23 protein-coding genes and 1 pseudogene are annotated in these 22,523 nt (G+C 67.4%); 15 read left to right on the forward strand and 9 right to left on the reverse strand.

The window, feature by feature from the left end; all coding sequences use genetic code 11:
* Positions 1-37: 37 nt before the first annotated feature.
* From CUJ89_RS32930 to CUJ89_RS32940, 3 genes are all read right to left on the reverse strand, one after another.
* A complete protein-coding gene (locus CUJ89_RS32930; protein ID WP_114181385.1) occupies positions 38-1,444 on the reverse strand; it encodes an MFS transporter in 1,407 nt (468 codons plus the stop codon).
* Positions 1,441-1,872, reverse strand: coding sequence for a nuclear transport factor 2 family protein (locus tag CUJ89_RS32935; RefSeq protein WP_114181386.1), 432 nt, complete (start codon positions 1,870-1,872; stop codon positions 1,441-1,443). The genes CUJ89_RS32930 and CUJ89_RS32935 overlap by 4 nt, the downstream gene beginning before the upstream one ends.
* A 127-nt stretch (positions 1,873-1,999) precedes the next feature.
* Positions 2,000-2,353, reverse strand: a complete 354-nt coding sequence (locus CUJ89_RS32940) for a DOPA 4,5-dioxygenase family protein (protein WP_114181387.1) — start codon at positions 2,351-2,353, stop codon at positions 2,000-2,002.
* A gap of 492 nt (positions 2,354-2,845) precedes the next feature.
* On the opposite strand from CUJ89_RS32940, the gene CUJ89_RS32945 reads away from it, so the two are divergent.
* The 4 genes from CUJ89_RS32945 to CUJ89_RS32960 all read left to right on the forward strand — a co-directional run bounded on the left by CUJ89_RS32945 (position 2,846) and on the right by CUJ89_RS32960 (position 4,371).
* Positions 2,846-3,223 (forward strand): hypothetical protein, encoded by a 378-nt coding sequence (locus CUJ89_RS32945; RefSeq protein WP_114181388.1) that lies wholly within the window; start codon positions 2,846-2,848, stop codon positions 3,221-3,223.
* A gap of 14 nt (positions 3,224-3,237) precedes the next feature.
* Positions 3,238-3,450 (forward strand): hypothetical protein, encoded by a 213-nt coding sequence (locus CUJ89_RS32950; RefSeq protein WP_114181697.1) that lies wholly within the window; start codon positions 3,238-3,240, stop codon positions 3,448-3,450.
* Entirely contained in the window at positions 3,447-3,926 is a 480-nt protein-coding gene (locus CUJ89_RS32955; RefSeq protein ID WP_114181389.1) for a hypothetical protein, read from the forward strand. The genes CUJ89_RS32950 and CUJ89_RS32955 overlap by 4 nt, the downstream gene beginning before the upstream one ends.
* Before the next feature lie 184 nt (positions 3,927-4,110).
* Positions 4,111-4,371, forward strand: a complete 261-nt coding sequence (locus tag CUJ89_RS32960; protein WP_114181390.1) for a hypothetical protein — start codon at positions 4,111-4,113, stop codon at positions 4,369-4,371.
* Between the two features lie 138 nt (positions 4,372-4,509).
* Here CUJ89_RS32960 and hpnH read toward each other — a convergent pair whose 3' ends face one another.
* Together hpnH and ispH are read right to left on the reverse strand one after the other, a co-directional pair.
* On the reverse strand, positions 4,510-5,670 hold the full coding sequence (gene hpnH, locus CUJ89_RS32965) for an adenosyl-hopene transferase HpnH (protein ID WP_114181391.1): 1,161 nt from the start codon (positions 5,668-5,670) through the stop codon (positions 4,510-4,512).
* Positions 5,671-5,682: 12 nt separating this feature from the next.
* The gene (gene ispH / locus CUJ89_RS32970) at positions 5,683-6,624 is read right to left on the reverse strand and encodes a 4-hydroxy-3-methylbut-2-enyl diphosphate reductase (RefSeq protein ID WP_114181392.1); all 942 of its coding nucleotides are present in this window, start codon (positions 6,622-6,624) and stop codon (positions 5,683-5,685) included.
* Positions 6,625-7,019: 395 nt separating this feature from the next.
* Between ispH and CUJ89_RS32980 the strand changes: the two genes are divergently transcribed.
* A complete protein-coding gene (locus CUJ89_RS32980; RefSeq protein ID WP_114181394.1) occupies positions 7,020-8,207 on the forward strand; it encodes a glycosyltransferase in 1,188 nt (395 codons plus the stop codon).
* 123 nt (positions 8,208-8,330) lie between these two features.
* On the opposite strand, the gene CUJ89_RS32985 is transcribed toward CUJ89_RS32980, so the two are convergent.
* Together CUJ89_RS32985 and hpnA are read right to left on the reverse strand one after the other, a co-directional pair.
* Positions 8,331-9,680: a phage tail protein gene (locus tag CUJ89_RS32985; RefSeq protein WP_114181395.1), complete on the reverse strand. Its 1,350-nt coding sequence runs from the start codon at positions 9,678-9,680 to the stop codon at positions 8,331-8,333.
* A gap of 108 nt (positions 9,681-9,788) precedes the next feature.
* Positions 9,789-10,796 carry a hopanoid-associated sugar epimerase gene (gene hpnA, locus CUJ89_RS32990; RefSeq protein WP_114181396.1) on the reverse strand — a complete coding sequence of 336 codons (1,008 nt, stop codon included), beginning with the start codon at positions 10,794-10,796 and terminating at the stop codon, positions 9,789-9,791.
* A gap of 154 nt (positions 10,797-10,950) precedes the next feature.
* Here hpnA and CUJ89_RS32995 point away from each other — a divergent pair, with 154 nt between their 5' ends.
* The 3 genes from CUJ89_RS32995 (at position 10,951) to CUJ89_RS33010 (ending at position 13,683) form a co-directional block, all read left to right on the forward strand.
* The gene (locus CUJ89_RS32995) at positions 10,951-11,247 is read left to right on the forward strand and encodes an acylphosphatase (protein ID WP_114181397.1); all 297 of its coding nucleotides are present in this window, start codon (positions 10,951-10,953) and stop codon (positions 11,245-11,247) included.
* A gap of 15 nt (positions 11,248-11,262) precedes the next feature.
* Positions 11,263-12,162: an EamA family transporter RarD gene (gene rarD / locus CUJ89_RS33000; RefSeq protein WP_114181398.1), complete on the forward strand. Its 900-nt coding sequence runs from the start codon at positions 11,263-11,265 to the stop codon at positions 12,160-12,162.
* Between the two features lie 396 nt (positions 12,163-12,558).
* Positions 12,559-13,683, forward strand: coding sequence for an OpgC domain-containing protein (locus CUJ89_RS33010; protein ID WP_114181400.1), 1,125 nt, complete (start codon positions 12,559-12,561; stop codon positions 13,681-13,683).
* A gap of 46 nt (positions 13,684-13,729) precedes the next feature.
* Here CUJ89_RS33010 and CUJ89_RS38730 read toward each other — a convergent pair whose 3' ends face one another.
* Together CUJ89_RS38730 and CUJ89_RS33020 are read right to left on the reverse strand one after the other, a co-directional pair.
* The gene (locus tag CUJ89_RS38730; RefSeq protein ID WP_114181401.1) at positions 13,730-13,936 is read right to left on the reverse strand and encodes a hypothetical protein; all 207 of its coding nucleotides are present in this window, start codon (positions 13,934-13,936) and stop codon (positions 13,730-13,732) included.
* A 113-nt stretch (positions 13,937-14,049) separates the two neighbouring features.
* Positions 14,050-15,570 carry a peptide MFS transporter gene (locus tag CUJ89_RS33020; RefSeq protein ID WP_114181402.1) on the reverse strand — a complete coding sequence of 507 codons (1,521 nt, stop codon included), beginning with the start codon at positions 15,568-15,570 and terminating at the stop codon, positions 14,050-14,052.
* A gap of 282 nt (positions 15,571-15,852) precedes the next feature.
* Here CUJ89_RS33020 and CUJ89_RS39105 point away from each other — a divergent pair.
* The 7 genes and pseudogenes from CUJ89_RS39105 to CUJ89_RS33055 all read left to right on the forward strand — a co-directional run bounded on the left by CUJ89_RS39105 (position 15,853) and on the right by CUJ89_RS33055 (position 22,402).
* Positions 15,853-16,085: pseudogene (locus CUJ89_RS39105) on the forward strand (hypothetical protein).
* Complete coding sequence (locus CUJ89_RS33030; protein ID WP_114181403.1) at positions 16,069-16,650, forward strand: cupin domain-containing protein; 582 nt, start codon at positions 16,069-16,071, stop codon at positions 16,648-16,650. The pseudogene CUJ89_RS39105 and the gene CUJ89_RS33030 overlap by 17 nt, the downstream one beginning before the upstream one ends.
* A gap of 179 nt (positions 16,651-16,829) precedes the next feature.
* Positions 16,830-18,443 (forward strand): peptide ABC transporter substrate-binding protein, encoded by a 1,614-nt coding sequence (locus CUJ89_RS33035; protein ID WP_114181404.1) that lies wholly within the window; start codon positions 16,830-16,832, stop codon positions 18,441-18,443.
* Between the two features lie 11 nt (positions 18,444-18,454).
* Positions 18,455-19,393 (forward strand): ABC transporter permease subunit, encoded by a 939-nt coding sequence (locus CUJ89_RS33040; RefSeq protein ID WP_114181405.1) that lies wholly within the window; start codon positions 18,455-18,457, stop codon positions 19,391-19,393.
* Between the two features lie 13 nt (positions 19,394-19,406).
* Positions 19,407-20,309 (forward strand): ABC transporter permease, encoded by a 903-nt coding sequence (locus CUJ89_RS33045; RefSeq protein WP_114181406.1) that lies wholly within the window; start codon positions 19,407-19,409, stop codon positions 20,307-20,309.
* An 84-nt stretch (positions 20,310-20,393) separates the two neighbouring features.
* Entirely contained in the window at positions 20,394-21,386 is a 993-nt protein-coding gene (locus tag CUJ89_RS33050; RefSeq protein WP_114181407.1) for an ABC transporter ATP-binding protein, read from the forward strand.
* Positions 21,383-22,402 carry an ABC transporter ATP-binding protein gene (locus tag CUJ89_RS33055; protein ID WP_201752358.1) on the forward strand — a complete coding sequence of 340 codons (1,020 nt, stop codon included), beginning with the start codon at positions 21,383-21,385 and terminating at the stop codon, positions 22,400-22,402. Before CUJ89_RS33050 ends, CUJ89_RS33055 begins: the two co-directional genes overlap by 4 nt.
* The last annotated feature ends 121 nt before the right edge of the window (positions 22,403-22,523 follow it).

Consider the following 22,523-nt stretch of genomic DNA (forward strand, 5'->3'; position numbering starts at 1 on the left):
TGACGACGCGCCACGGGCACGTCTGCCGACGCATTCGCTATCGGCGCGTGGCGGCCTGCAGTTGCGCGTCCGGGTCGCCGGTTGCCGGTGTCGCCCGAGCCGTGATCCACCACGTCGCCGCGGCGAGCGCGGACACGCCGGTCGCCATGCCCAGCGCCGCCCGCATGGCGGCCGGAAACGGCTGCAGCGTCGCGATGCACGCACCGAAGATCGCCACCCCGAGCGCCGACCCGCTCTGCCGCGCTGCGTTCAGCGCGGCCGCCGCAACGCCGGCGCGGCGCCGGTCGACCGTCCCGAGCGCCGGCGACGTCGCGGCCGGCGAGATGAACCCCGATGCGAAGCCGATCGCGAGCATCGGCGCGACGGCGAGCCACGCGGGTGTCGTCGCACCGATGCCCGTCATGCCGAGCGCGCCGGCTGCATAGAGCCCGAACGCCGCACACATCGTTCCGCGCGCGCCGAAGCGCGCAACGACGCGCCCCGAGCACAGCCCGCCGAGCGCGACCATCGCGGTCATCGGCAGGAACGCGAGCCCGGTGTCGAGCGGGCTGGCGCCGCGAATCTGCCGATAGAACAGGCTGAGCACGAACAGCAATCCGTAGAACACGAATGCCGACGCCATCGACACGAACGTCGATCCCGCGAACAGCCGGTTGCGGAAGAACGCGAGCGGCAGCATCGGCTCGCGGCGCCGCGCTTCGATCGCGATGAACGCGATCCACGCGACGACGCTTGTCACCGCGCCGCCGACGATCGGCGCCGAGCGCCAGCCGAGCGACGGGCCTTCGATCAGCGTGCCGATCAGCGCCGCGATCGCGACGATGGCCGCCGCCTGGCCGCCCCAGTCGACATGCCGCGATGCGTCGACGGCGGCGCGTGCGACCGTGCGGCCGAGCCAGATGCCGGCGAGCCCGAGCGGCAGGTTCACGAAGAAGAGGCTCCGCCACCCGAACAGATGGATCAGCAGGCCGCCGATCAGCGGGCCCGACGCCATCGCGATGCCGCCGCAACCCATCCACATGCTGATCGCCGACGCGCGCGCGGCCGGTTCGGGGAAGGTGCGGTTGATCAGCGCGAGCGAGCAGGGCACCAGCATCGCGCTGCCGACGCCTTGCAATGCACGGGCGATGGCGAGCGCCGGGAGAGTCGGCGCGACGCCGCACAGCGCCGACGCGGCGACGAACACCGCCAGCCCCGCGACATAGACGGTGCGGTCGCCGAGCCGGTCGCCGAGCGTGCCGCCCGTCATCAACAGGCTCGCGAACGCCAGCGTGTACGCGTTCACGATCCACTGCAAGCCGGCCACGTGGCTGTCGAACGTGTGTGCGATGTCGGTGAGCGCGACGTTGACGATGGACGCGTCGAGCAGCACGAGCGTGTAGCTCACGCAGGTCGCGGCGAGCACGCGGCGGGCCGCGGCCCGGTTTGGCGCGGCGGCTGTCATGTGCGGTCGGACGCCGGCGTGGCGGCCTGCAGCGCGAGAAAGCCGACCCATCCCCAATACACACGATGATGAGCGATCAGCCCGTCGCGGAGATCCATCACCTCGACGAGATCGACTTGGTCGCCTTCCGGTGTTGTGCGCGGATATTCCCAAGTGAGCTGGCGGCCGTTCGAGAAGAACAGCCCCGTCCTGTACCAGCGTCCGAGCCTGTTTTGTGGATTGCGCAGGCCGGCCGCGAAGAATTCGCCGATCGCGGCCTTGCCATGCAGCACGCCGGAGCCGTGCGCCGGCAGCGTGACGACGACGAGCGGCGTTTCGAGCACCGCGTCGTCCGCGTACAGCGACATCAGTGCATCGAGGTTGCGCGCGACGACGGCGGCGTGCCAGTCGTCATGGATGCGCCGGGCATCGGCGTCGGGGTGGGTCATGGCGGGCTCCCGGGAGCGATCGATAGCGGAAACCCACTGTATCGACGCAAGCGCGGCAGACGTTTCACCCCAACCCGAAACGTGGATGCACGCGCGGGCCGGCCGCGGCGCGATCCGCCGGCGGTGCTTACCCGGCCAGCGCGTCGAGATTCAGCACGTACGACTTCCCGATCCACACGGCAGAATCGCGATGATCGCGCAGGTCGTCGCCGGTATTCGGATGCAGGAAGATATCCAGCGCGCCGTGGTTGAGCACGAGCCACGGCACGATGTCGTCGAATCGCGCGGCAGCGAATGCGATCTGGTACGACCATGCCGGATGCGGACCGACAAGGCGTTCGTGAAAGCGGCCGAGTTCGATGACCGCACCGAACCGTTCGTCGACGACCTGGCGAAACGCCCAGGCCGCGTCGCGGCTGGCGGCATCGAAGTAGACGTGCGCGTGCCAACTCTCGATGGCGGTGATGTCGATGGCAGCCATGGAAGGACTCGATAAAAAAGGAGAATGCACGAGGCACCGTGCGAAACGGCCGATGCATGATTATCGCGCGTCCTTGCCGCGTGCGTCGTGTCTCGATCCGGCAATCCGAAGTGGATGATTTGTCCTGGATCAGAAGAACCGTTTTATCCGATGAATCCTCTTGCGCAGTATCCGTATGCGCGATATCACGCCGGAAGCCGCGCCGGCATGGGTGCCGGCCGGAGCCGCGCCGGCAACACGTCATTTCGGAAATTGAAAAAGCGGTGCGCACGCCGCGTCGGATCGCCCGTGAAAATGCGATCAGGTCGTTGAATGAAATAAAGAAATTCCGATTCGGCGCGATTGGCGAACGACTCGGCTCGCACGCCGAATGGCGAAGCCGAAAATATCAATTGCGAAATCGGCTATTCAGGCGGAAAGCGACGCGACATACGATGATTTCAACGCATCGACGACCACGATAGATGCGGAGACAACCATCTGGAGGCCACTATGCGATCCCTCGTTCCCGTTGCTGTTCTTTCCTGCGCACTCGTTGCGCTGCCCGCCGCCAGCTTTGCGCAGTCGGCCGGTTCAGACTGGTTGCCGAATGCCGCGCGGCTGAGCTGGTCGGCGGCGCGCGCCGAAACCGACGCGCAACTGATGCAGATGACGCGTGCCGGCTATCGCGCAACCACGGCCGGCAACCAGAACTATCCGCTCGCGATGCAGCGTGCGCTCGAACGGGTCCGCAATCCGCTGCCCGACAGGTCGCGTGCAGAGCGGGCGGCGATGGAAGCGCGCGCCGCGCGCGACGCGCAGGGCGGCCATCCGGTCAAGGCGTTCTTCGTGAAGACCGCGTACTACCTGAAGGGCGAGAACACGTTCTGATGCAGGAGACGAGCATGGCTTGCCCGATCCGATTTGCCGACGTCGTGCGCACGTCGGCGCTGCGCCGGTTGCCGGATGCGCGAGCGACGCAGCGGCGGGACGATGTGCACGGCGCGCGACGCCGTCCGAAGCGCAACCGCAATGCGGGCCGTGGCGCCGTCGCGGGCCGCATCGCGTGGCCGGATTACGCGGCGGACGACGCTCCCGCAAGCGGGCACGACTCATGAAGGCCGTCCGAAAAAACCGCCGCCACCCGCCGCTGACCCGCGAGTGGCTGCTGCCACTGCCGCCCGCGCATGTGCGCGACATCTCGCTGAAATGTCACATGGCGCTTGTCGCGCTGCGCGGCGAGCACGGCAGCGAGGCGCTGCTGATGCGGTTGCGTACGAGCGTCTATCTGGTGTTCCTCGCGCTCGACGATGCGGTGTGCCCGGATGCGAGTGTCGATCTGTGCGTCGACGCGGAGCGCGTGCTCGACGCCAGCGTGGCGCGTGCCGCGCAAGGCGGTGTATGGACGCTGCGCGACGACGAATGCGCGGTGCTCGAACGCGTGCTCGCGGCGAACGACACCTGCGTCGCAACGTTCACGCGGCATCGGCTGGCCGAACTGTGGGGGCATGTCTGCATGTTCGCATCCAGCGGCCAGCCGGCGCTGGTCGCGCAGGCGGCGGCGAAGATGCGGGAGTCGGCCGTTGTTCATTGACCGGCGGCTGCAACGCGAGCGGCCCCGGGTCGTTTTTCATACGTGTCTCATTTTCACGAGGCTGACATTCGCCGTCTAATGTCTTGACCGGAGCCGAACGGGTTTGGTCGACGACGATCCATCCTCGCGTTGGCGACGATCATGCATGTCGACGTGAACGCATTCGTTTCGATCAGGAGGAGCGATGGCGCTATACAGGATCGGCGGCTACTTCACGAGCGGAAGTGGCCGCGCATTCAGCGAGAACCTGCCGCCGGGCAGTGAAGTGACGGTCGCGGGCATCTATCGATGTACCGTATGCGGCGACGAGATCGGCATCGCGAAGTCGCAGTCGCTGCCGTCCGATGACGCGCATCAACATGATCTCGACCCGCTTCCCGACCCGGCGCTCGATCCAGGCCCGACCGCATGGCAACTGATCGCGGCGGCGGAGTCGCGAAGCTAGGTAACAGAGTTCGCATTCGCATCAGGCCCGGAAGCACGCCGGGCTCCGACAAAACAAAAGCGCCACGGAGCGAACTCCGTGGCGCTTCATTGATGCCCGCCTGCGCGGAGGCATAACCCTCCGCGTGGCGAAGCGCGCTTAAGCCGCCGTTGCCGGTTTCGCCGGCTTCTGCAGCTTGCCCTTGCCGGCGCGCTGGATTTCGTCGAGCTTGATCTCGACGTGGCGCGAGAACACGTACTCGGCCGGACGCTGCTTCGCGATCGAGATGTCCGGTGCGAACGGGCCGTCGGTCTTGATGCCCTTCTTGCTCACGCGCAGCGCCTTCAGCGGGTGCGCGATCGTGTCCATCACGGCGGTTGCCTCGAAGCCGCAGTGGACCATGCAGTCCGCGCACTTCTCGTAGTTGCCGACGCCGTAGTTGTCCCACTCGGTCGTTTCCATCAGCTCCTTGAAGGTCTTCACGTAACCTTCGCCGACCAGGTAGCACGGCTTCTGCCAGCCGAACACCGTACGCGCCGGGTTGCCCCACGGCGTGCACTTGTACGTCTGGTTGCCGGCCAGGAAGTCGAGGAACAGCGACGACTGGCTGAACGACCAGCGCTTGCCGCCTTCGCCGCGCTTCAGGATCTCGCGGAACAGGTTCTTCGTCTTGTCGCGGTTCAGGAAGTGTTGCTGGTCCGGCGCGCGCTCGTATGCGTAGCCCGGCGACACCGTGATGCCGTCGACGCCGATCGGCTTGAGCGTGTCGAAGAACTTCGCGACGCGCTCGGGCACCGCATCGTTGAACAGCGTGCAGTTGATGTTCACGCGGAAGCCGCGGCGCTTCGCTTCCTTGATCGCCGCGACGGCCTTGTCGTACACGCCTTCCTGCGACACCGAGTGATCGTGCGCCTGCTGGTCGCCGTCGAGGTGGACCGACCAGACGAAATACGGGCTCGGCTCGTAGTCGTCCATCTTCTTTTCCATCAGCAGCGCGTTCGTGCACAGGTACACGAATTTCTTGCGCTTCATGATGCCCTTGACGATTTCCGGCATCTCCTTGTGGAGCAGCGGTTCGCCGCCGGCGATCGACACGACGGGCGCGCCGCACTCGTCGACGGCCTGCAGGCATTCCTCGACGGACAGGCGCTGGTTCAGGATCGGATCCGGATAATCGATCTTGCCGCAGCCGTTGCACGCGAGGTTGCAGCGGAACAGCGGCTCGAGCATCAGCGCGAGCGGATAGCGTTTGTTGCCGGACAGGTGCTGGCGCACGATGTATGCGCCGACACGGACTTGCTGGAGCAGCGGAATAGACAAGGGATGTCCTCCTTAAACTTCGCGGGCGACAGCTTGCGTGAGCTTCGCCGGCAGCTTGAATTCGACTTTTTCCTCACGGCCCGCCATCGTCGCGACATCGACGGGCCCCAGCGCGCGCAGCGCGCCAATTACATCCTCGACCATCTCTTCGGGCGCCGACGCGCCGGCGGTCAGGCCGACCGTCTGCACGCCTGCGAACCATTCGGCCTTCACTTCCGAGCCGTCGGCGACGAGATAGCTCGGCACACCGCTTTCGGTGCCGATCTCGCGCAGGCGGTTCGAGTTCGAGCTGTTCGTCGCACCGACGACGAGCAGCACGTCAACCTGTTCGCTCAGCTCGCGCACGGCGGCCTGGCGATTCTGCGTTGCGTAGCAGATGTCACGCGTGTCCGGGCCGACCAGGTCGGTGAACCGGCGCTGCAGCGCTTCGATGATGCCGCGCGTATCGTCGACCGACAGCGTGGTCTGCGTGATGTACGCGACCGGCGTATCGACGGGCAACGTCAGCGTATCGACTTCGGCTTCGCTCTGCACGAGGATCACCTCGGCCGGAATCTGGCCGATCGTACCCTCGACTTCCGGGTGGCCCGCATGGCCGATCAGGATCAGCCGGCGGCCCGCCGCGACATACTGGCGGCCCTGCACGTGCACCTTCGTGACGAGCGGACAGGTCGCGTCGAGCACGTCGAGCCCGCGCGTTTCCGCGTCGCGCTCGACCGTCTGGGCGACACCGTGCGCGCTGAAGATCGCGACAGCGCCGTGCGGCACCTCGTCGAGTTCCTCAACGAATCGTGCCCCTTTATTACGCAGATTTTCGACGACATGCCGGTTATGAACGATCTCGTGACGCACATAGACCGGCGCGCCGTGCTGCTGCAGCGCGCGATCGACGATCTCGATCGCACGGACAACCCCCGCACAAAAGCCGCGGGGCTGGGCAAGGATGACTCGCATAAGTGAGCGAACTCCGACGCATACACCGGGGTTCGAGGAGCTGGCACTGCTCGCTCGCCCCGGCTTGATGTTATGAAGGCAGGAACGAACCGGCCAGGCCAGGCCCCGGAACCCCGAATTAATCGCGCATTTTAACTCTATCGGGCCGTCCGTGCTTTGGTGCTGTGTCGGCCGTGTTGCAATTGCGGGAGAGCCGCGTCGGCGCTGGCGCGCGCGGAACCCAGTAAACTAGGCGGTTTCGCGGGCAGCCGCTCCGGCTGCCCGGCGTCGCGCTCATTTCAAGGCCATTCGATGACCGTCGATTCTTACGCGTATTGCCCGTCCGCCCGCGCGGTTTCGGGTGTTTTGTTCCTGACCCCGATTGAATATGCCGATGCCCGGCAGGAGGCGTGCCGATGATGCTGGTGCTCGCCTTCCTGGTGTCCGGCCTGTCGCTGATGATCTGGATCGTGCTGCTCGTCGCGCGCGGCGGCTTCTGGCGCGCGGTGCCCGCGCGGCCGCTGTCGCCCGACGCGCGCGGCGCCGCGGCCGAGGCCGGCTGGCCGGCCGTCGTCGCGGTCGTGCCGGCGCGCAACGAGGCCGACGTGATCGCCCGCGCGGCGACCTCGCTGCTCGAGCAGGATTATCCGGGCGATTTTCATCTGATCATTGTCGACGACCACAGCGACGACGGCACCGCCGACGCGGCCCGCGCGGCCGCGCTCGCGATCAATCGCGCCGACCGGCTGACGGTGCTGGCCGCGAAGCCGCTGCCGGCCGGCTGGTCGGGCAAGGTGTGGGCGCAGTCGCAGGGGATCGCCGCGGTGCAGACGCTCGGCCTGCCGGCCGACTACCTGCTGCTGACGGATGCCGACATCGGCCATCCGCCCGACGCCGTCGCGCAGCTCGTCACGCGCGCACAGGCCGAGAGCCGCGATCTCGTGTCGCTGATGGTGCGGCTGCGCTGCGATTCGTTCTGGGAAAAGGCGCTGATCCCGGCATTCGTGTTCTTCTTCGCGAAGCTCTACCCGTTCTCGTGGATCAACAATCCGCGCAACCGGACGGCCGGCGCCGCGGGCGGCTGCATGCTGGTGAAGCGCACGGCGCTCGAGGAAGCCGGCGGCATCGAGTCGATCCGCGGCGCGCTGATCGACGACTGCAGCCTCGCCGCGCAGATCAAGCACCGCGGCAGCGGCCGCCATCCGATCCGTCTCGATCTGGCCGACCGCAGCGTGTCGCTGCGCCCGTACGACAGCTGGCGCGACATCTGGAACATGATTGCGCGCACCGCGTTCACGCAGCTGCACTATTCGCCGCTGCTGCTGGCCGGCACGCTGCTCGGGATGGCGATCATCTACCTCGTGCCGCCGATTGCGGCGCTGGCGTACGGCGCGCGCGCGTGGCCGGCGTGGCTCGCATGGGCGTCGATGTGCGCCGCGTATGGGCCGATGCTGCGCTACTACCGGCGCTCGCCGCTGTGGGCGCCCGCGCTGCCGCTCGTCGCGCTGTTCTACGTCGGCGCGACGTTCGCGTCCGCGTGGCGCTACTGGCGCGGCAAGGGCGGCCAGTGGAAGGCGCGCGTGCAGGCGCCGGTGGATCGCTGAACGTTTCGCGCGCCGCCGGCGCGCGTCCCGGGAAGCTGCCGTTCCGGCAGCCGGAAAGCAAACAACCCGATCGGCGCAAGCCGGTCGGGTTGTTTCGTTTTCGGCGCCGTCGCTGGCTGGCGCTTACCGCTGGGTCAGCATCATGTACATCTGGACCACGACGTCCGGCGAGAACGTGAACGGCACCCAGCCGTAGCCCGTGTGGCGAGCTACCAGCAGGCGGTCGCCGTTCGACTGCTTCTGCACGGCCATCATCGGGTTCTTCGTCGTCACGAAACGCCAGCCGGCCGGGATGCCGGGCGGCGGCTCCGGCTGCATCGACGCGCGTGCATGCGCGAGTTCCTCGATCAACTGCCCCAGTTGCTCCGGATGCAGCGTGATCGATTCGCCGTTGATGGTCAGCGTGAGTTCGTGCTGCGTCGGACGCGACACGTGCAGCGTCGATTTGTCCGCCGGGGCGGTGGCGGCTTTGATTTCAACCGCGGTTCCGGCTGGCGCCGTCGCGACGATCGCGGTTCCGGCGTCGGTCGCTGCATCGGTCGCAGCCGGCGCGGCCGCGTTTATGGGCGGTTCCGCGGCCGGCTCTGCGGCCGGCGTGTCCGCCGGTTCGACGACTTCGGCTGCAACAGCCGTTGCCGCAGCCACGGTCGTTGCGGCTTCCTTGACGACGGCTTCGACCAGCGCCTCGGCGTCGGCGATGGCCTTCGCGTGGTGCTGCGCGGCGGCTTCGGCTTGCGCGATTGCTTCGGTATGGCGTTGCGCGGCGGCCTCGGCCTGCGCGATCGCTTCGACGTGGCGCTGCGTGACGGCTTCGGCCTCGGCGGTCGCGTCGGCATGACGCTGCGCGGCGGCCTGCGTCTCGGCGATCGCTTGCGTGTGACGTTGCGCGAGTGCTTCGGCCTCGGCGATCGCAGCCGTGTGGCGCTGCGTGGCCGCTTCGGCCTCGACGGTCGCTTCCGCGTGACGCTTCGCGGCGGCCTCGGCTTCGACGGTCGCTGCCGCATGGCGCTGCGCGGCCGCCTCCGCCTCGATCGCGGCGGCGTGATGACGCTGCGCGGCGGCCTCCGCTTCGGCGATCGCAGCCGCGTGACGCTGCGATGCGGCTTCGGCATCTGCGTGACGTTGCGCGAGCGCTTCGGTCAGTGCGGTGGCTTCCGCATGGCGCTGCACGGCCGCTTCGGCTTGCGCGGTGGCATCTGTATGACGTTGGGCAGCGGTTTCGGCGGCGGCGGTCGCGTTGGCGTGGCGCTGCTGCGCGGCTTCGGCGTCGGCGGCCGCCGCCGTATGGCGCTGTGCGGCGGCCTGCGCTTCGGTTTCCGCGGCGGCGTGACGCTCTGCCGCGGCCCGGGCTTCCGCTGCTGCGGCGCGCGCGAAGGCTTCCGCGCTGCGTGCCGCCTGCTGCGCGGCGTGGTGATCGTGGAGCAGCTGATCGACGCCCGTGTTGAGCGAGTCGATCTGATCGTTCAGGTTCATGCGTGTCTTCTCTGCGTAAGACCCGCGATTTTACCCGCTGCGCCGGTGCCGGTCCGTGCGCGACGTGTAACAAAGTGCGCAAAGCGGTGCGAAGCGCACCGCTCTGTGTTACTTCAGGTAGCCCGCCGAGCCGAACCAGTCGAGCGCATCGCGCAGCCCTTCGCGGTACGGACGCGCGCGGTAGCCGAGCTCACGTTCGGCCTTCGCGGACGTGAAATACATCTTGTTCTTCGACATCCGCAGCCCGTCCACGGTGACGAACGGCTCCTTCTTCGTGAACTTCGCGATCGCTTCGGCGCCTGCCGCGAGCGGGTAGAGCGGCCAGCGCGGCAGCGCGATCGTCGGCGCCTTGCGGCCCGTCATCTGCGCGATGTCGGCGAGCATCTGCTGCAGCGGCAGGTTTTCGCCGCCGAGGATGTAGCGCTCGCCGATCCGGCCGCGCTCGAGCGCGAGGAAGTGGCCGTGCGCGACGTCGTCGACGTGCACGAGGTTCAGCCCCGTATCGACGAACGCGGGAATCTTGCCGAGCGCGGCCTCGACGATGATGCGGCCGGTCGGCGTCGGCTTCACGTCGCGCGGGCCGATCGGCGTCGACGGATTGACGATCACGGCCGGCAGCCCTTCGTCGGCGATCATCCGCTCGACCGCGCGTTCCGCGAGCACCTTGCTGCGCTTGTAGACGCCGATCGCCTGCTCGGGCGTGAGCGGCCGGTTCTCGTCGGACGGATCGCCCGAGCTCGTCACCTTCAGCGTCGCGACGCTGCTCGTGTAGACGATCCGCTCGACGCCTTCCGCGCGCGCCGCGCGCATCGTCGCGACCGCGCCCTCGAGGTTCGCGCGCTCGATCTCGTCGGGATCGGGCGCCCACAGCCGGTAGTCGGCCGCCACGTGCAACAGGTAGCGCACGCCGCGCAGCGCAGCGCGCATCGACGCCTCGTCGCGCATGTCGCCGGTGACGATCTCGGCGTCGAGATCCGCGACGTTCGTGCGCGGGCTGGTCGGGCGCACCAGCACGCGCACCGCATAGCCTTTCTGCTGCGCAATGCGCGCGACGGCCGAGCCGACGAAACCGGACGCGCCGGTGACGAGAACGAGATCGCGGGAGGTATCAGTCATGCGTTTCCTTCAGGGCCGTGCGCGAGCGGCGCGGCGGTTGAGCGTCGGCGAGATTGTACGTGGTCGGCGTGCGCGGCGACGCAAGGCCGGCGCGTGTACGAAGCGGCCGACGCGACTACAATGCCGGGCTTGAATGCAACGGGAGGGCGACGCGATGAGCCGCAATGAACTGGACGAACGAATCGAGACCTACTACGTGCGGGTGCGCGGCGTCGTGCAGGGCGTCGGTTTCCGTCATGCGACGGTGCGCGAAGCGCATGCGCTGAAGCTGCGCGGCTGGGTCGCGAATCTCGAGGACGGCAGCGTCGAGGCGATGATCCAGGGCACCGGCGCGCAGATCGACCGGATGCTCGCGTGGCTGCGTCACGGGCCGCCGGCCGCGCGCGTGACCGAGGTGACGTTCGAGGAACGCCGGACCGAAAAGCGCTTCGAGCGCTTCCAGCAGCAGTAAGGCGGTACGACTGACATGACGGGGTATCCGGAAGCCGGGCGCGGCCTGATGTTGTCGGTGATGGCGTCGACGCTGTTCGCGCTGATGTCGGCTTACGCGAAACTGCTCGCGCCGCTCACGGGGCTCGACATCTTCGCGTGGCGCGTCTTGTGGACCGCACCGGGCGCGCTCGCGCTGGTCGCGCTGCGCGGCCGCTGGCCGGCGCTCGTCGAACTCCTCCGGCGCAGCGTGCGCGACTGGCGTTTGCTGATCGCGCTGCCCGTGAGCGCGACGCTGCTCGGCGTGCAGTTGTGGCTGTTCCTGTGGGCGCCGCTGCACGGCCGCATGCTCGAAGTGTCGCTCGGCTATTTCCTGCTGCCGCTGACGATGGTGCTCGTCGGCCGCTTCTACTATCACGAACGGCTCGACCCGCTGCAATGGGCGGCGGTCGCGTGCGCCGCCCTCGGCGTCGCGCACGAAGTGTGGGCGACGCGCGCGTTCGCGTGGCCGACGCTCGTCGTCGCGCTCGGCTATCCGCCGTATTTCGTGCTGCGCCGGCGGATCAACGCCGATTCGCTGGCCGCGTTCGCGGTCGAGATCGCGCTGCTGTGCCCGATCGCGTTCGCGATGGTTGCGACGAGCACGACGCGCGTCGGCAACCATCCGGTGTTGTGGGCCGCGCTGCTGCCGGGGCTCGGCGTGCTCAGCACGCTCGCGCTCGCGAGCTACCTGAAGGCGAGCCGGATGCTGCCGATGGCGCTGTTCGGGATTCTCGGCTACGTCGAGCCCGTGCTGCTCGTCGCGGTGTCGCTGCTGCTGCTCGGCGAGACGCTGAGTGTCGCGAAGCTCGCGACGTACGGGCCGATCTGGGTCGCCGTCGCGCTGACCGCGTGGCACAGCGCAATGCTGATGCGGCGCCTGCCCGCGCGCGGATAAGCTTCGGTCGCGGTGCGGCGGCAGCACGGATCGTGCCGCGCATCGCGCATCACACAAGCGGCCGAACAGCGGTCGAACGCATCGATGCTGGCCGCAAACTGGCGACGCGCTGACGTGGATCTGGCGGCGCTGCCCGCTTCGCGTCGAAGGTCTCGCGCTTGTAATCGAACAGAAGATTCGGTTGCACTTTGTTACTTAGGGTATCTCCGGATCGGCCATAGACTGGCCTGACCGACTTCCCTTCGTATGCAACTTTCCAATGAACGGTCATCTCCGTGCCTGGCCAGCCGGGTTGGCGCGATACGAGCATACGCGTATCGCCGCTGATCGCGCTCGCCTTCCCCTTTCCGATCCATGCCCCGGCGCCTGTCGCGCCGTCGTTGCGCAGGTGCGCTCATGTCGTTGAGCATGCCGCCTTCCGCCACGGTTCAGCCGTCGCGCAGCGGCCGCCTGATCGAAGTCGACTTCTTCCGCGGGATCGTGCTGTTGATGATCGTCGTCGATCACATCGGCGCGAGCGTGCTGTCGCGCGTGACGCTGCACGCGTTTGCGCTGTGCGATGCGGCCGAGGTGTTCGTCTTTCTCGGCGGCTTCGCGACCGCGAGCGCCTACGGTGCGATCGCCGAACGGCACGGCGCGCGCGCCGCGCAGCGCCGGTTCGTGCGCCGCGCGATGCAGATCTACCGCGCGTTTCTTGCGACGTCGACGCTGATGCTCGTCGTGTCGGCCGTGCTCGACCACTACGGGATCGATGCGCCGAACCTCGCGCTCGACGACGTCAGCGTGATGCTCGCGTCGCCGCTCACGGGTCTCGCCGAGCTGATGACGTTCCAGCGCCAGCCGTATCTCGCGTCGGTGCTGCCGATGTACGTGCTGTTCGCGCTCGCGTCGCCGGTGCTCGTGCCGTTCGCGCGCCGCCATCCGTGGCTGCTCGTCGCGTTCAGCGTCGCATCGTGGATCGCGGCGGGCTGGCTCGGCCCCGAGCTGCTGGACACCGACGGCTTCCGCTGGAGCTTCAACCCGTTCGCATGGCAGCTGATGTTCGTCGCCGGCGTGCTCGCGCGCTGCCAGCCGTTCTACCGGCGCATCGCGCTCGGGCGGTGGGGCGCCGCGGCGACCGGCGTCGCGTGCGCGGTCGTGCTCGGTTGCGCGAGCTACAAGCTGTTCTCGGGGCTGCCGCTGCCCGAAGGCGTGCTCAAGCGCGATCTCGCGCTGCCGCGCGTCGTGAGCTTCGCGGCCGTCGCGTGGCTGATGGCCGATTGGGTGCGCTACGGCTGGATCGCGCGGATCGCGCAGGCCGTGCGCCCCGTCGTCGCGGTCGGCCAGCGCGGGCTGATCTGCTTCGTCGCGGGCGCGGCGATCTCGCTCGTCATCGATTCGCTGCTGCATCCGGTCGCGAGCGGCGCCGAGCTGCGGCATATCGGCGTGGGTCTCGTGGCCGACGCGTGCGCGCTCGGGCTGATGATGGCCGTGGCCGGTTCGGGAACGTGGATCGCGCGGTGGCGCGGTGCGGCCGCGTGAGCGGCGCGGGAGGCGGCGCGTGCGGCACGGCATGTGCCGCGCGGCGTCAGTGAGGTGAGCCGATACGGGAGCGGGGGACGGCGGTTGCGTCGTCGGATTCTGCTTCGTCGCGTTCGTCCGGCGCCGGATCGTCGTGCTCCGCGAGTATCGCGTCGGCTTCGGCTGCGGCCCGGGCGGCGCGCACCGCGGTGCAGCGCTGCGCGTGCCGGATGTCCGACAGTATCCTCAAGAGCCGTGTTGTCTTGCTTTTCAAGGTCTTCTCCCGCCAGTGCGCATCTCGAGGGATGCGCTTCCAACCAGTGTAGGACGCGTTCGCGGGCCTGGCGGGAGAATGTGGCGTGCATGCCGCACGCCGAGGGATAGTACTTACTGGGCCGCGGCGACGGCCTGCTCCTGCAGCGCTTCCTCGCGGCGCTCTTCCACGCAGCGCTGATGCTGGCGCGACAGGCGGTTCATCAGCGGCAGCAGCAGCAGTGCGAGCAGCATGCCGATCGCGGCGAGCCAGCCGAGCTTCTCGAACAGCGACAGGTAGAGCGGCAGCGATTCGGTGGCCGGCAGTTCGTGCGACGGCATCTGCGCGAAGTTCGCGACGACGCTGCCGAGATACTGCGACACGCCCGTCGCGACGAAATACGCACCCATCATGAAGCCGCTCATGCGCGCCGGCACGTAACGGGCGATCATCGCGAGGCCGAGGCCGCTCACCAGCAGTTCGCCGAGCGAGTAGAGGCCGTAGCCCCACACCATGAACCACGACGACACGCGGCCGTCGACCGCGTAGCGGCCGCTGATCGTGAACACGAGGTAGCCCGCGGCGACCGCGCCGAAGCCGAGCGCATACTTCGCGGCGACCGGCAGGTCGCGGCCGCCCTTCGCGACCGCGTTGTAGATCCACACGAGCACCGGGCTCAGCAGCATGATCCAGATCGGGTTCAGCGCCTGGAACTGCGCGGCGCTCCACGTGAACAGCGTCGTGCCGAACAGGATGAAGCGCGGATCGACGTTGCGCAGCGCGAACAGCGTCAGCGACGTCGACATCTGCACATAGAAGATGAAGAACAGGATCACCTGGCCGATCAGCACGAGCGCCGCGATCAGGCCCGCGCGCTCCGAGCGCTCCGAGTTCGCGATCATGTACGCGAAGATCGCGAGGATCGCGAACGCTGCCGTCCACACGCTGGCGACCGCGAGCTGCTTGTGCTGCAGCACGTACAGCGTGACCAGCGCGAGCGCGACGCCGCCGAGGGCGACCGCGCCGAGGCGCTTCCAGCGGATCGGTTGGTCGTCGGGCTGCGAGCCGACATGCGCGAGCGTGCGGTGCATCAGCATGAAGTTGAGGATCGCGAGCAGCATGCCGCCGCAGCAGACCGCGAACGCGGCGTGCCAGCCCCAGTGATCCTTGATCCACGGCGTCGCGAGCATCGACACCGTCGAGCCGATGTTGACCGCCATGTAGTAGATCGTGAACGCGCTGTCGATGCGCGCGTCGTCGCCTTCGTAGATGCGGCGCACGAGGTTCGCCGCGTTGGCCTTGAACAGGCCGTTGCCGACGACGATCACGCCGAGCGACGCGTACATGTACGTCAGCTGATCGTTCGGTACCGCGAGCATCAGGTAGCCGGCGCACAGCACGGCCGCGCCGATGATCATCGTGCGACGGGCGCCGAGCACCTTGTCGCCGATCCAGCCGCCGATCGACGGTGCCGCATAGACGAGCGCGGTGAACGCACCCCAGGTCAGGTTCGCATGGCTGTCGGTGAAACCGAGCCGGTCGACCATGAAGAGGACCAGGAGCGCGGCCATGCCGTAGTAGCCGAAGCGCTCCCACATTTCGATGAGGAAGACCGTCGTGAACGATCGGGTTTGGGAAACAGGTGAATGCATCATCAATCTCGGTTGAAACGGACGCCACGGATCACGCGTCGTCTGGGGTCGAACTGGCGCCGGTGCGCGATGGGCCGGGTAGGCCTTGCGCTGGCGATGGAACAGTCGGGCGGTTAGCCCGGGCCGGGGCCGGACACCGCCTGATGAGGCGGGGAAGGGCTCCGACCGGCGCGCGAATGGTAACGTTCGCCGGTCCGGTGCGTCAGGTATGTGCCACTCAGGGAAACTCCCGATGTGGCAGCAGCTTTCAGGAACATTCGTCTCTTCATCTATTTGTAAGATTTTCTGCCGGCCCTCCGCAGATTCCCGGAGAGCCGCTTGCAGCTTGCCTGTGAAGCCGGCGAGTCTGGCAAGATAGCGCGTCGTTTCGCTCGCTTCGTGCCCTGTTTAGCGCACCAGGCTCAACACCGAAGACGTGTGCGAACGCGAAGATTAAGCTATATCAATCTAACTTAGTTATTTTCCATCAAACATTTTTTGACGACCACTTTTCGGCCTGCTATGGTTCCCCCCAATGAAAACTCGCGGTCAGCAGACGCTGCCGCCGCACTAGGCGGCAAGATTCGCGCGTTGCGCCAACGACTCAAGCGCACGCTCGACGAAACCGCTACCGCCGCGGGGATTTCGAAGCCGTTTCTGTCTCAAGTCGAGCGCGGGCTCGCGTCGCCGTCACTGACGTCGCTGGCCGGTATCGCGCACGCACTCGGCGTGACGGTGCAGTACTTCGTGGATACGCCGAGCGAGGAACGCTCGGTCTGCCGAGGCGAGCAGCTGCGCTTCTTCGGGTTTGCCGATTCGGCGAACCTGTTCGCGAGGCTGACGAACGTATCCGAAGGACGCCAGCTGGAGGCGATCCTCGTGAGAATGCCGCCGGGGCAGAAACGCTCGGAGGTGACGACCCATGCAGGAGAAGAGTTCCTGTATGTGATTGAAGGGGAAGTGTCGCTGACGCTGGAAGGCAAGACGTTCGTCCTGCAGGCCGGCGACAGTTCGCACTATCAGTCGACGGTCCCGCACAGCTGGGTCAACACCGCGAAGGTCGAGTCGGTGGTGGTCTGGGTCGGTACGCCGCGGCTGTTCTAACGCACAGGTATTCCTTCGTTTCCAAGACGGGATGCCTGTCGAAAGAAACGTAAGGAATACTAAAATGCAATACGAGAATCACGGGCCTCCTCAATCGCTGCACCCGTCAGCGTCTCACGCGTAATCCGCGGCATCCGCCGCGCGACGCTCACCGAACAAACTTTCTCAAGACTGCCACGATGAAATCCTTGCATGCCATGTCGGCCGTGCTGGCCGCGCTCGCCCTGACGACGCCCGTTGCCCACGCCGTTACCGTTCCGTCGAACGTCGCGCTCGCTCCTCAACAGGACCTGACGCGACAGGTGCCCGCCGAAGTCGAGTCGCTCGACCCCGCGCACATCGAATCGTGGACCGGCAACACGATCGGCCTCGACCTGTTCGAAGGGCTTGCCCGCATCGACGCGGCCGGCCAGGTCGTGCCGGGCGTTGCGCTGTCGTGGGAACGCAAGACGCCGCAGACGTGGATCTTCAAGCTTCGCCACGACGCGAAGTGGAGCAACGGCCAGCCGGTGACGGCCGCCGATTTCGTCTATGCGTGGCAGCGCCTCGTCGATCCGAAGACGGGCTCGAAATACACGATCCTCGTCGAGTTCGTGAAGAACTCGAAGGACATCATCGCGGGCAAGGCCGCGCCGACGACGCTCGGCGTGCGCGCGGTCGACCCGTACACGCTCGAGGTGACGACCGACGTGCCCGTTGCGTTCTTCCCCGAACTGACCGCGATGGCGCCGCTCGTGCCGGTGAACAAGGACATCGTCGCGAAGTTCGGCGACGCATGGACGCGCCCGGGCAACATCGTCAGCAACGGTGCGTACCAGCTCGTCGACTGGCAGCCGAACAACCGCATCGTCGTGTCGAAGGACGCGAAGTACTGGAACGCGCCGAAGGTCGTGATCAACAAGGTCACGTACCTGCCGATCGAAAGCGACGAAACCGCGATGCGCATGTACCAGGCCGGCCAGATCGACTACAGCTACTCGATCCCGTCGGGCATCTTCCAGCAGGTCAGCAAGCAGTTCGGCGGCGAACTGCGCCCGGGCCTGCAGCTCGCGACGTACTACTACTACCTGAACAACAGCGACGCAGCGCTGAAGGACAAGCGCGTGCGCCAGGCGCTGTCGATGGTGATCGATCGCGACGTGCTCACGTCGAAGCTCACGCAGGCCGGCGAGAAGCCGATGTACGGGCTGATGCCGAACGGCACGAAGGGCGTGCAGCCGTTCACGCCGGAATGGGCGTCGTGGCCGATGGCCAAGCGCGTCGAGACCGCGAAGAACCTGCTGAAGCAGGCCGGCTATTCGGACGCGAAGCCGCTGTCGTTCACGCTCACGTACAACACCAACGACCTGCACAAGAAGGTCGCGCTGTTCACGGCGTCGGAATGGCGCACGAAGCTCGGCGTCACCACGAAGCTCGAGAACGTCGAGTTCAAGGTGCTGATGAAGGAGCGGCATGACGGCAAGGTGCAGATCGCGCGCGACGGCTGGTTCGCCGACTACAACGACGCGATGACCTTCTTCGACCTGATCCGCTGCGGCAGCTCGCAGAACACCGTCGGCTACTGCAACAAGCAGGTCGACACGTTCGTCGAAGACGGCAACCAGAAGCTCGACGACAAGGCGCGCGCCGCGCTGCTCACGCAGGCGCACGACACGGCGATGAACGACACGCCGATGGTGCCGCTGTTCCAGTACTCGGCCGACCGTCTCGTGAAGCCCTACGTGGGCGGCTACTCGCTGAAGAACGTGATCGACATGCGTGCTTCGCAGGACATGTACCTGATCAAGCACTGAGCGGAGCGATCATGCTGGCCTACGCATTGAGGCGCACGTTGTGGGCGGTGCCGACGATCCTCGGCGTCATCACCGTCTGCTATCTGCTGCTGCATTTCACGCCCGGCGGCCCGTTCGATACGGAGAAGCAGCTGTCCGCGGCGACGCTCGCGAACCTGAACGCGAAGTACCACCTCGACGAGCCGCTGTGGAAGCAGTACCTGCTGTATCTCGGTTCGCTGCTGCACGGCGATCTCGGCCCGTCGTTCCGCTACGTCGACTGGTCGGTGAACGATCTCGTGAAGAAGGCGTTGCCCGTGAGTCTCGGCGTGGGCGGCGTGTCGATCCCGATCTCGATCGTGCTCGGCGTGCTGCTCGGCACCGTCGCGGCCGTGCGCCGCGACAGCGTGATCGACCGCTTCGTGATGCTGATCGGCAACTTCGGCAACGTCGTGCCGCCGTTCGTGCTCGGCCCCGTGCTCGTGTGGATCTTCGCGATCCTGCTGAAGACGTCGGCCGGCAACGGCTGGCTGCCCGCGGGCGGCTGGGGCGACGGCGGCTGGCAGTACCGGCTGCTGCCGATCGTGCTGCTGACCTTCATCAACGTGTCGCTGCTCGCGCGCGTGATGCGCGGCTCGATGATCGAGACGCTGTCGAGCAACTTCATCCGCACCGCGCGCGCGAAGGGCCTGCCGGGCTCGACGATCGTGCTGCGCCACGCGCTGAAGCCCGCGATGATGCCGGTCGTGTCGCTGTTCAGCACGGTCTGCATCACGTCGATCACGGCGGCCGTCGTCACCGAATCGGTGTTCGCGCTGCCGGGCCTCGGACAGCTCGTCGTGAACGGTGCAATCAATCGCGACTACACGCTGGTACTCGGCCTCGTCGTGCTGACGACCGTCTGCGCGGTGCTGTTCAACCTGCTGGTCGACCTCGCGTATGCGTGGCTCGATCCGCGCATCCGTTATTGAGCGAGGCACAGCGATGACTCCGACTACTCCTGTCGTCGGCCTGCCCGTGCAGACCGACTCGCCGCCGCGTTCGCGCTCGCCGCTCGCGCTCGCGTTCGCGCGCTTCCTGCACAACCGCGCGGCCGTGTTCAGCCTCGTGCTGCTCGCGCTGATCACGCTCGCGTGTTTCGTCGGCCCGTGGCTGCTCGCGGCCGATCCCGCCGCTAGCGACTGGGGCTCGATCAGCCTGCCGCCGACCTGGGCGAACCAGCACTGGTTCGGCACCGACGAGCTCGGCCGCGACCTGCTCGTGCGCACGCTGATCGGCGGGCGCGTGTCGATCGAGGTCGGCCTGCTCGGCACGCTCGTGTCGGGCCTGTTCGGCGTCGCGTGGGGCGCCACCGCGGGCTTCGCGGGCGGCCGTATCGACTCCGTGATGATGCGCATCGTCGACATGATGTACGCGATCCCGTACCTGCTGATCGCGATCCTGATGATGACCCTGTTCGGCCGCTCGTTCCTGCTGGTCGTGCTGACCATCAGCGCGTTCTCGTGGATCGACATGGCGCGCGTCGTGCGCGGCCAGACGCTGTCGCTGCGCAACCGCGAGTTCGTCGACGCGGCGCGCGCGATCGGCGTATCGCCGGCGTCGATCGTGCTGCGCCACGTCGTGCCGAACCTGCTCGGCGTGGTCGTCGTGTACGCGACGGTCTCGGTGCCGAACATCGTGCTGACCGAATCGGTGCTGTCGTTCCTCGGCCTCGGCGTGCAGGAGCCGATGACGAGCTGGGGCGTGCTGATCCAGGACGGCGCGCAGAAACTGGAATCGATGCCGTGGCTGCTGCTGGGCCCGGCCGTCATGCTGTGCGTGACGCTTTACTGCGTGAACTTCGTTGGCGACGGCCTGCGTGACGCGCTCGACCCGAAGGACCGCTGAAATGAAACGACCCCCACACTCACTTCGTTCGTTGCCCCCCGAGGGGGCGGTCAGCCTTCTTGGGGCGGCCCGGCGGAGGCTGACATGACCGCACTACTAGAAGTCGACAACCTCGGCGTGCGCTTCACGCGCAAGGACGCACCGCCGATCGACGCCGTGAGCGGCGTGTCGTTCTCGCTCGAAGCCGGCAAGACGCTCGGCATCGTCGGCGAATCGGGCTCGGGCAAGAGCCAGACCGTGATGGCGCTGCTCGGCCTCCTGGCCGGCAACGGCACGACGACCGGCACCGCGCGCTACCGCGGCGACAACCTGCTCGACATGGATACGCGTGCGCTGAACGCGGTGCGCGGCGACCGGATCGCGATGATCTTCCAGGATCCGATGACGTCGCTCAATCCGTTCCTGACGATCGAGCGGCAGATGACCGAGACGCTGCAGCTGCATCGCAAGCTGTCGCGCAAGGACGCGACCAAGCGCGCGATCGAGGCGCTCGAAACGGTGCGGATTCCCGACGCGGCGCGGCGCATCCGCATGTATCCGCACGAGTTCTCGGGCGGCATGCGGCAGCGCGTGATGATCGCGATGGCGCTGCTGTCTGAGCCGGAAATCCTGATCGCCGACGAGCCGACCACCGCGCTCGACGTGACCGTGCAGGCGCAGATCATCGACCTGCTGCGCGAGCTGAACCGCGAGCGCGGCACCGCGATCGTGCTGATCACGCACGACATGGGCGTGGTCGCCGGCCTCGCGGACGACGTGATGGTCATGTATGCGGGCCGCACCGTCGAACATGCGCCGGCCGACTCGATCTTCGCGGCGCCGTCGCATCCCTACACGATCGGCCTGCTCAACGCGCTGCCGCGCCTGACCGACGCGGACGATGCGCCGCTCGTCGCGATTCCCGGCAATCCGCCGATGCCCGGCACCGCGCCGGCCGGCTGCGCGTTCGCGAAGCGCTGCACGTATGCGGAAGAACGCTGCGGCGCCGCGCGCCCCGCGCTCGAAACCTATGGCGCCGTGGGCGCGGTGCGCGCGTGCCACCGGCCCGTGGCCGATCTGACGGGAGGACTGCGATGAGCGTCAATGAACGCCGCAATGGCGGCGCGACGGACGACACGCTGTTGTCCGTCGAGGATCTGAAGGTGCATTTCCGCGTGCCGCTCGGCGGCTATCCTTGGTCGCCGAAGGGCACGCTGCGCGCGGTCGACGGCGTGTCGTTCGACGTGAAGCGCGGCGAGACGGTCGGGCTCGTCGGCGAATCGGGCTGCGGGAAGTCGACGCTCGCTCGCGCGCTGATCGGCCTCGTGCCGATGACGGCCGGCACGGTGAAATGGCGCGGCGAAGCCGTCGCGCCCGATCACCTGCGCGGCAACGCGATGCGGCGCGAAGTGCAGATGATCTTCCAGGATCCGCTCGCGTCGCTCGATCCGCGCATGACGATCGAGCAGATCGTCGCGGAGCCGCTCGTCACGCACCAGCCGGGCCTCGGCCGCACCGAAGTGCGCCGCCGCGTGGTCACGATGCTGGAGCGCGTCGGCCTGAACGCGCACCACCTGCTGCGTTATCCCCATGAATTTTCCGGCGGGCAGTGCCAGCGCGTCGGAATTGCACGCGCGCTGATCGGCGAGCCGAAGCTCGTGATCTGCGACGAGCCTGTATCGGCACTCGACGTGTCGATCCAGGCGCAGATCGTGAACCTGCTGCGCGACCTGCAGCGAGAACTGTCGTTGTCCTATCTGTTCGTCGCGCACGATCTGGCGGTGGTGAAGGCCATCAGCCAGCGCGTGCTCGTGATGTATCTCGGCCGCGTGATGGAGTTCGGCACGCGGCATGACGTGTACGGCGTGCCGCAGCACCCGTACACGAAGGCGCTGCTCGATGCGGCGCCGACGCCGGAGCCGGCGCGCGAGCGTGCTCGCCGTCCGATGCTGCTGGCGGGCGAGATGCCCTCGCCGCTCAACCCGCCGTCGGGCTGTGCGTTCCGCACGCGCTGCCCGGTCGCGATCGACGCGTGCGCGCAGGATGTGCCGCTGCCGGAGGTTCGGCAGGGCTCGGCGGCGCGTGTCGCGTGCATCCGTGCGGGCGCGGCGTGATTTGAAGTAACGCAGCAAACATAACCAGGCAGGTCAACAGGGGCAGGTGCGGCGCGAACGATCTTCGCGTCGCGGGTACAGGCGCGTCCTTAGCCGGGCACGCCGGGGGACCGGGAGCGGA

Origin of the sequence: Burkholderia pyrrocinia (genome assembly GCF_003330765.1) — a bacterium.
GTDB classification, from domain to species: Bacteria; Pseudomonadota; Gammaproteobacteria; order Burkholderiales; family Burkholderiaceae; genus Burkholderia; species Burkholderia pyrrocinia_B.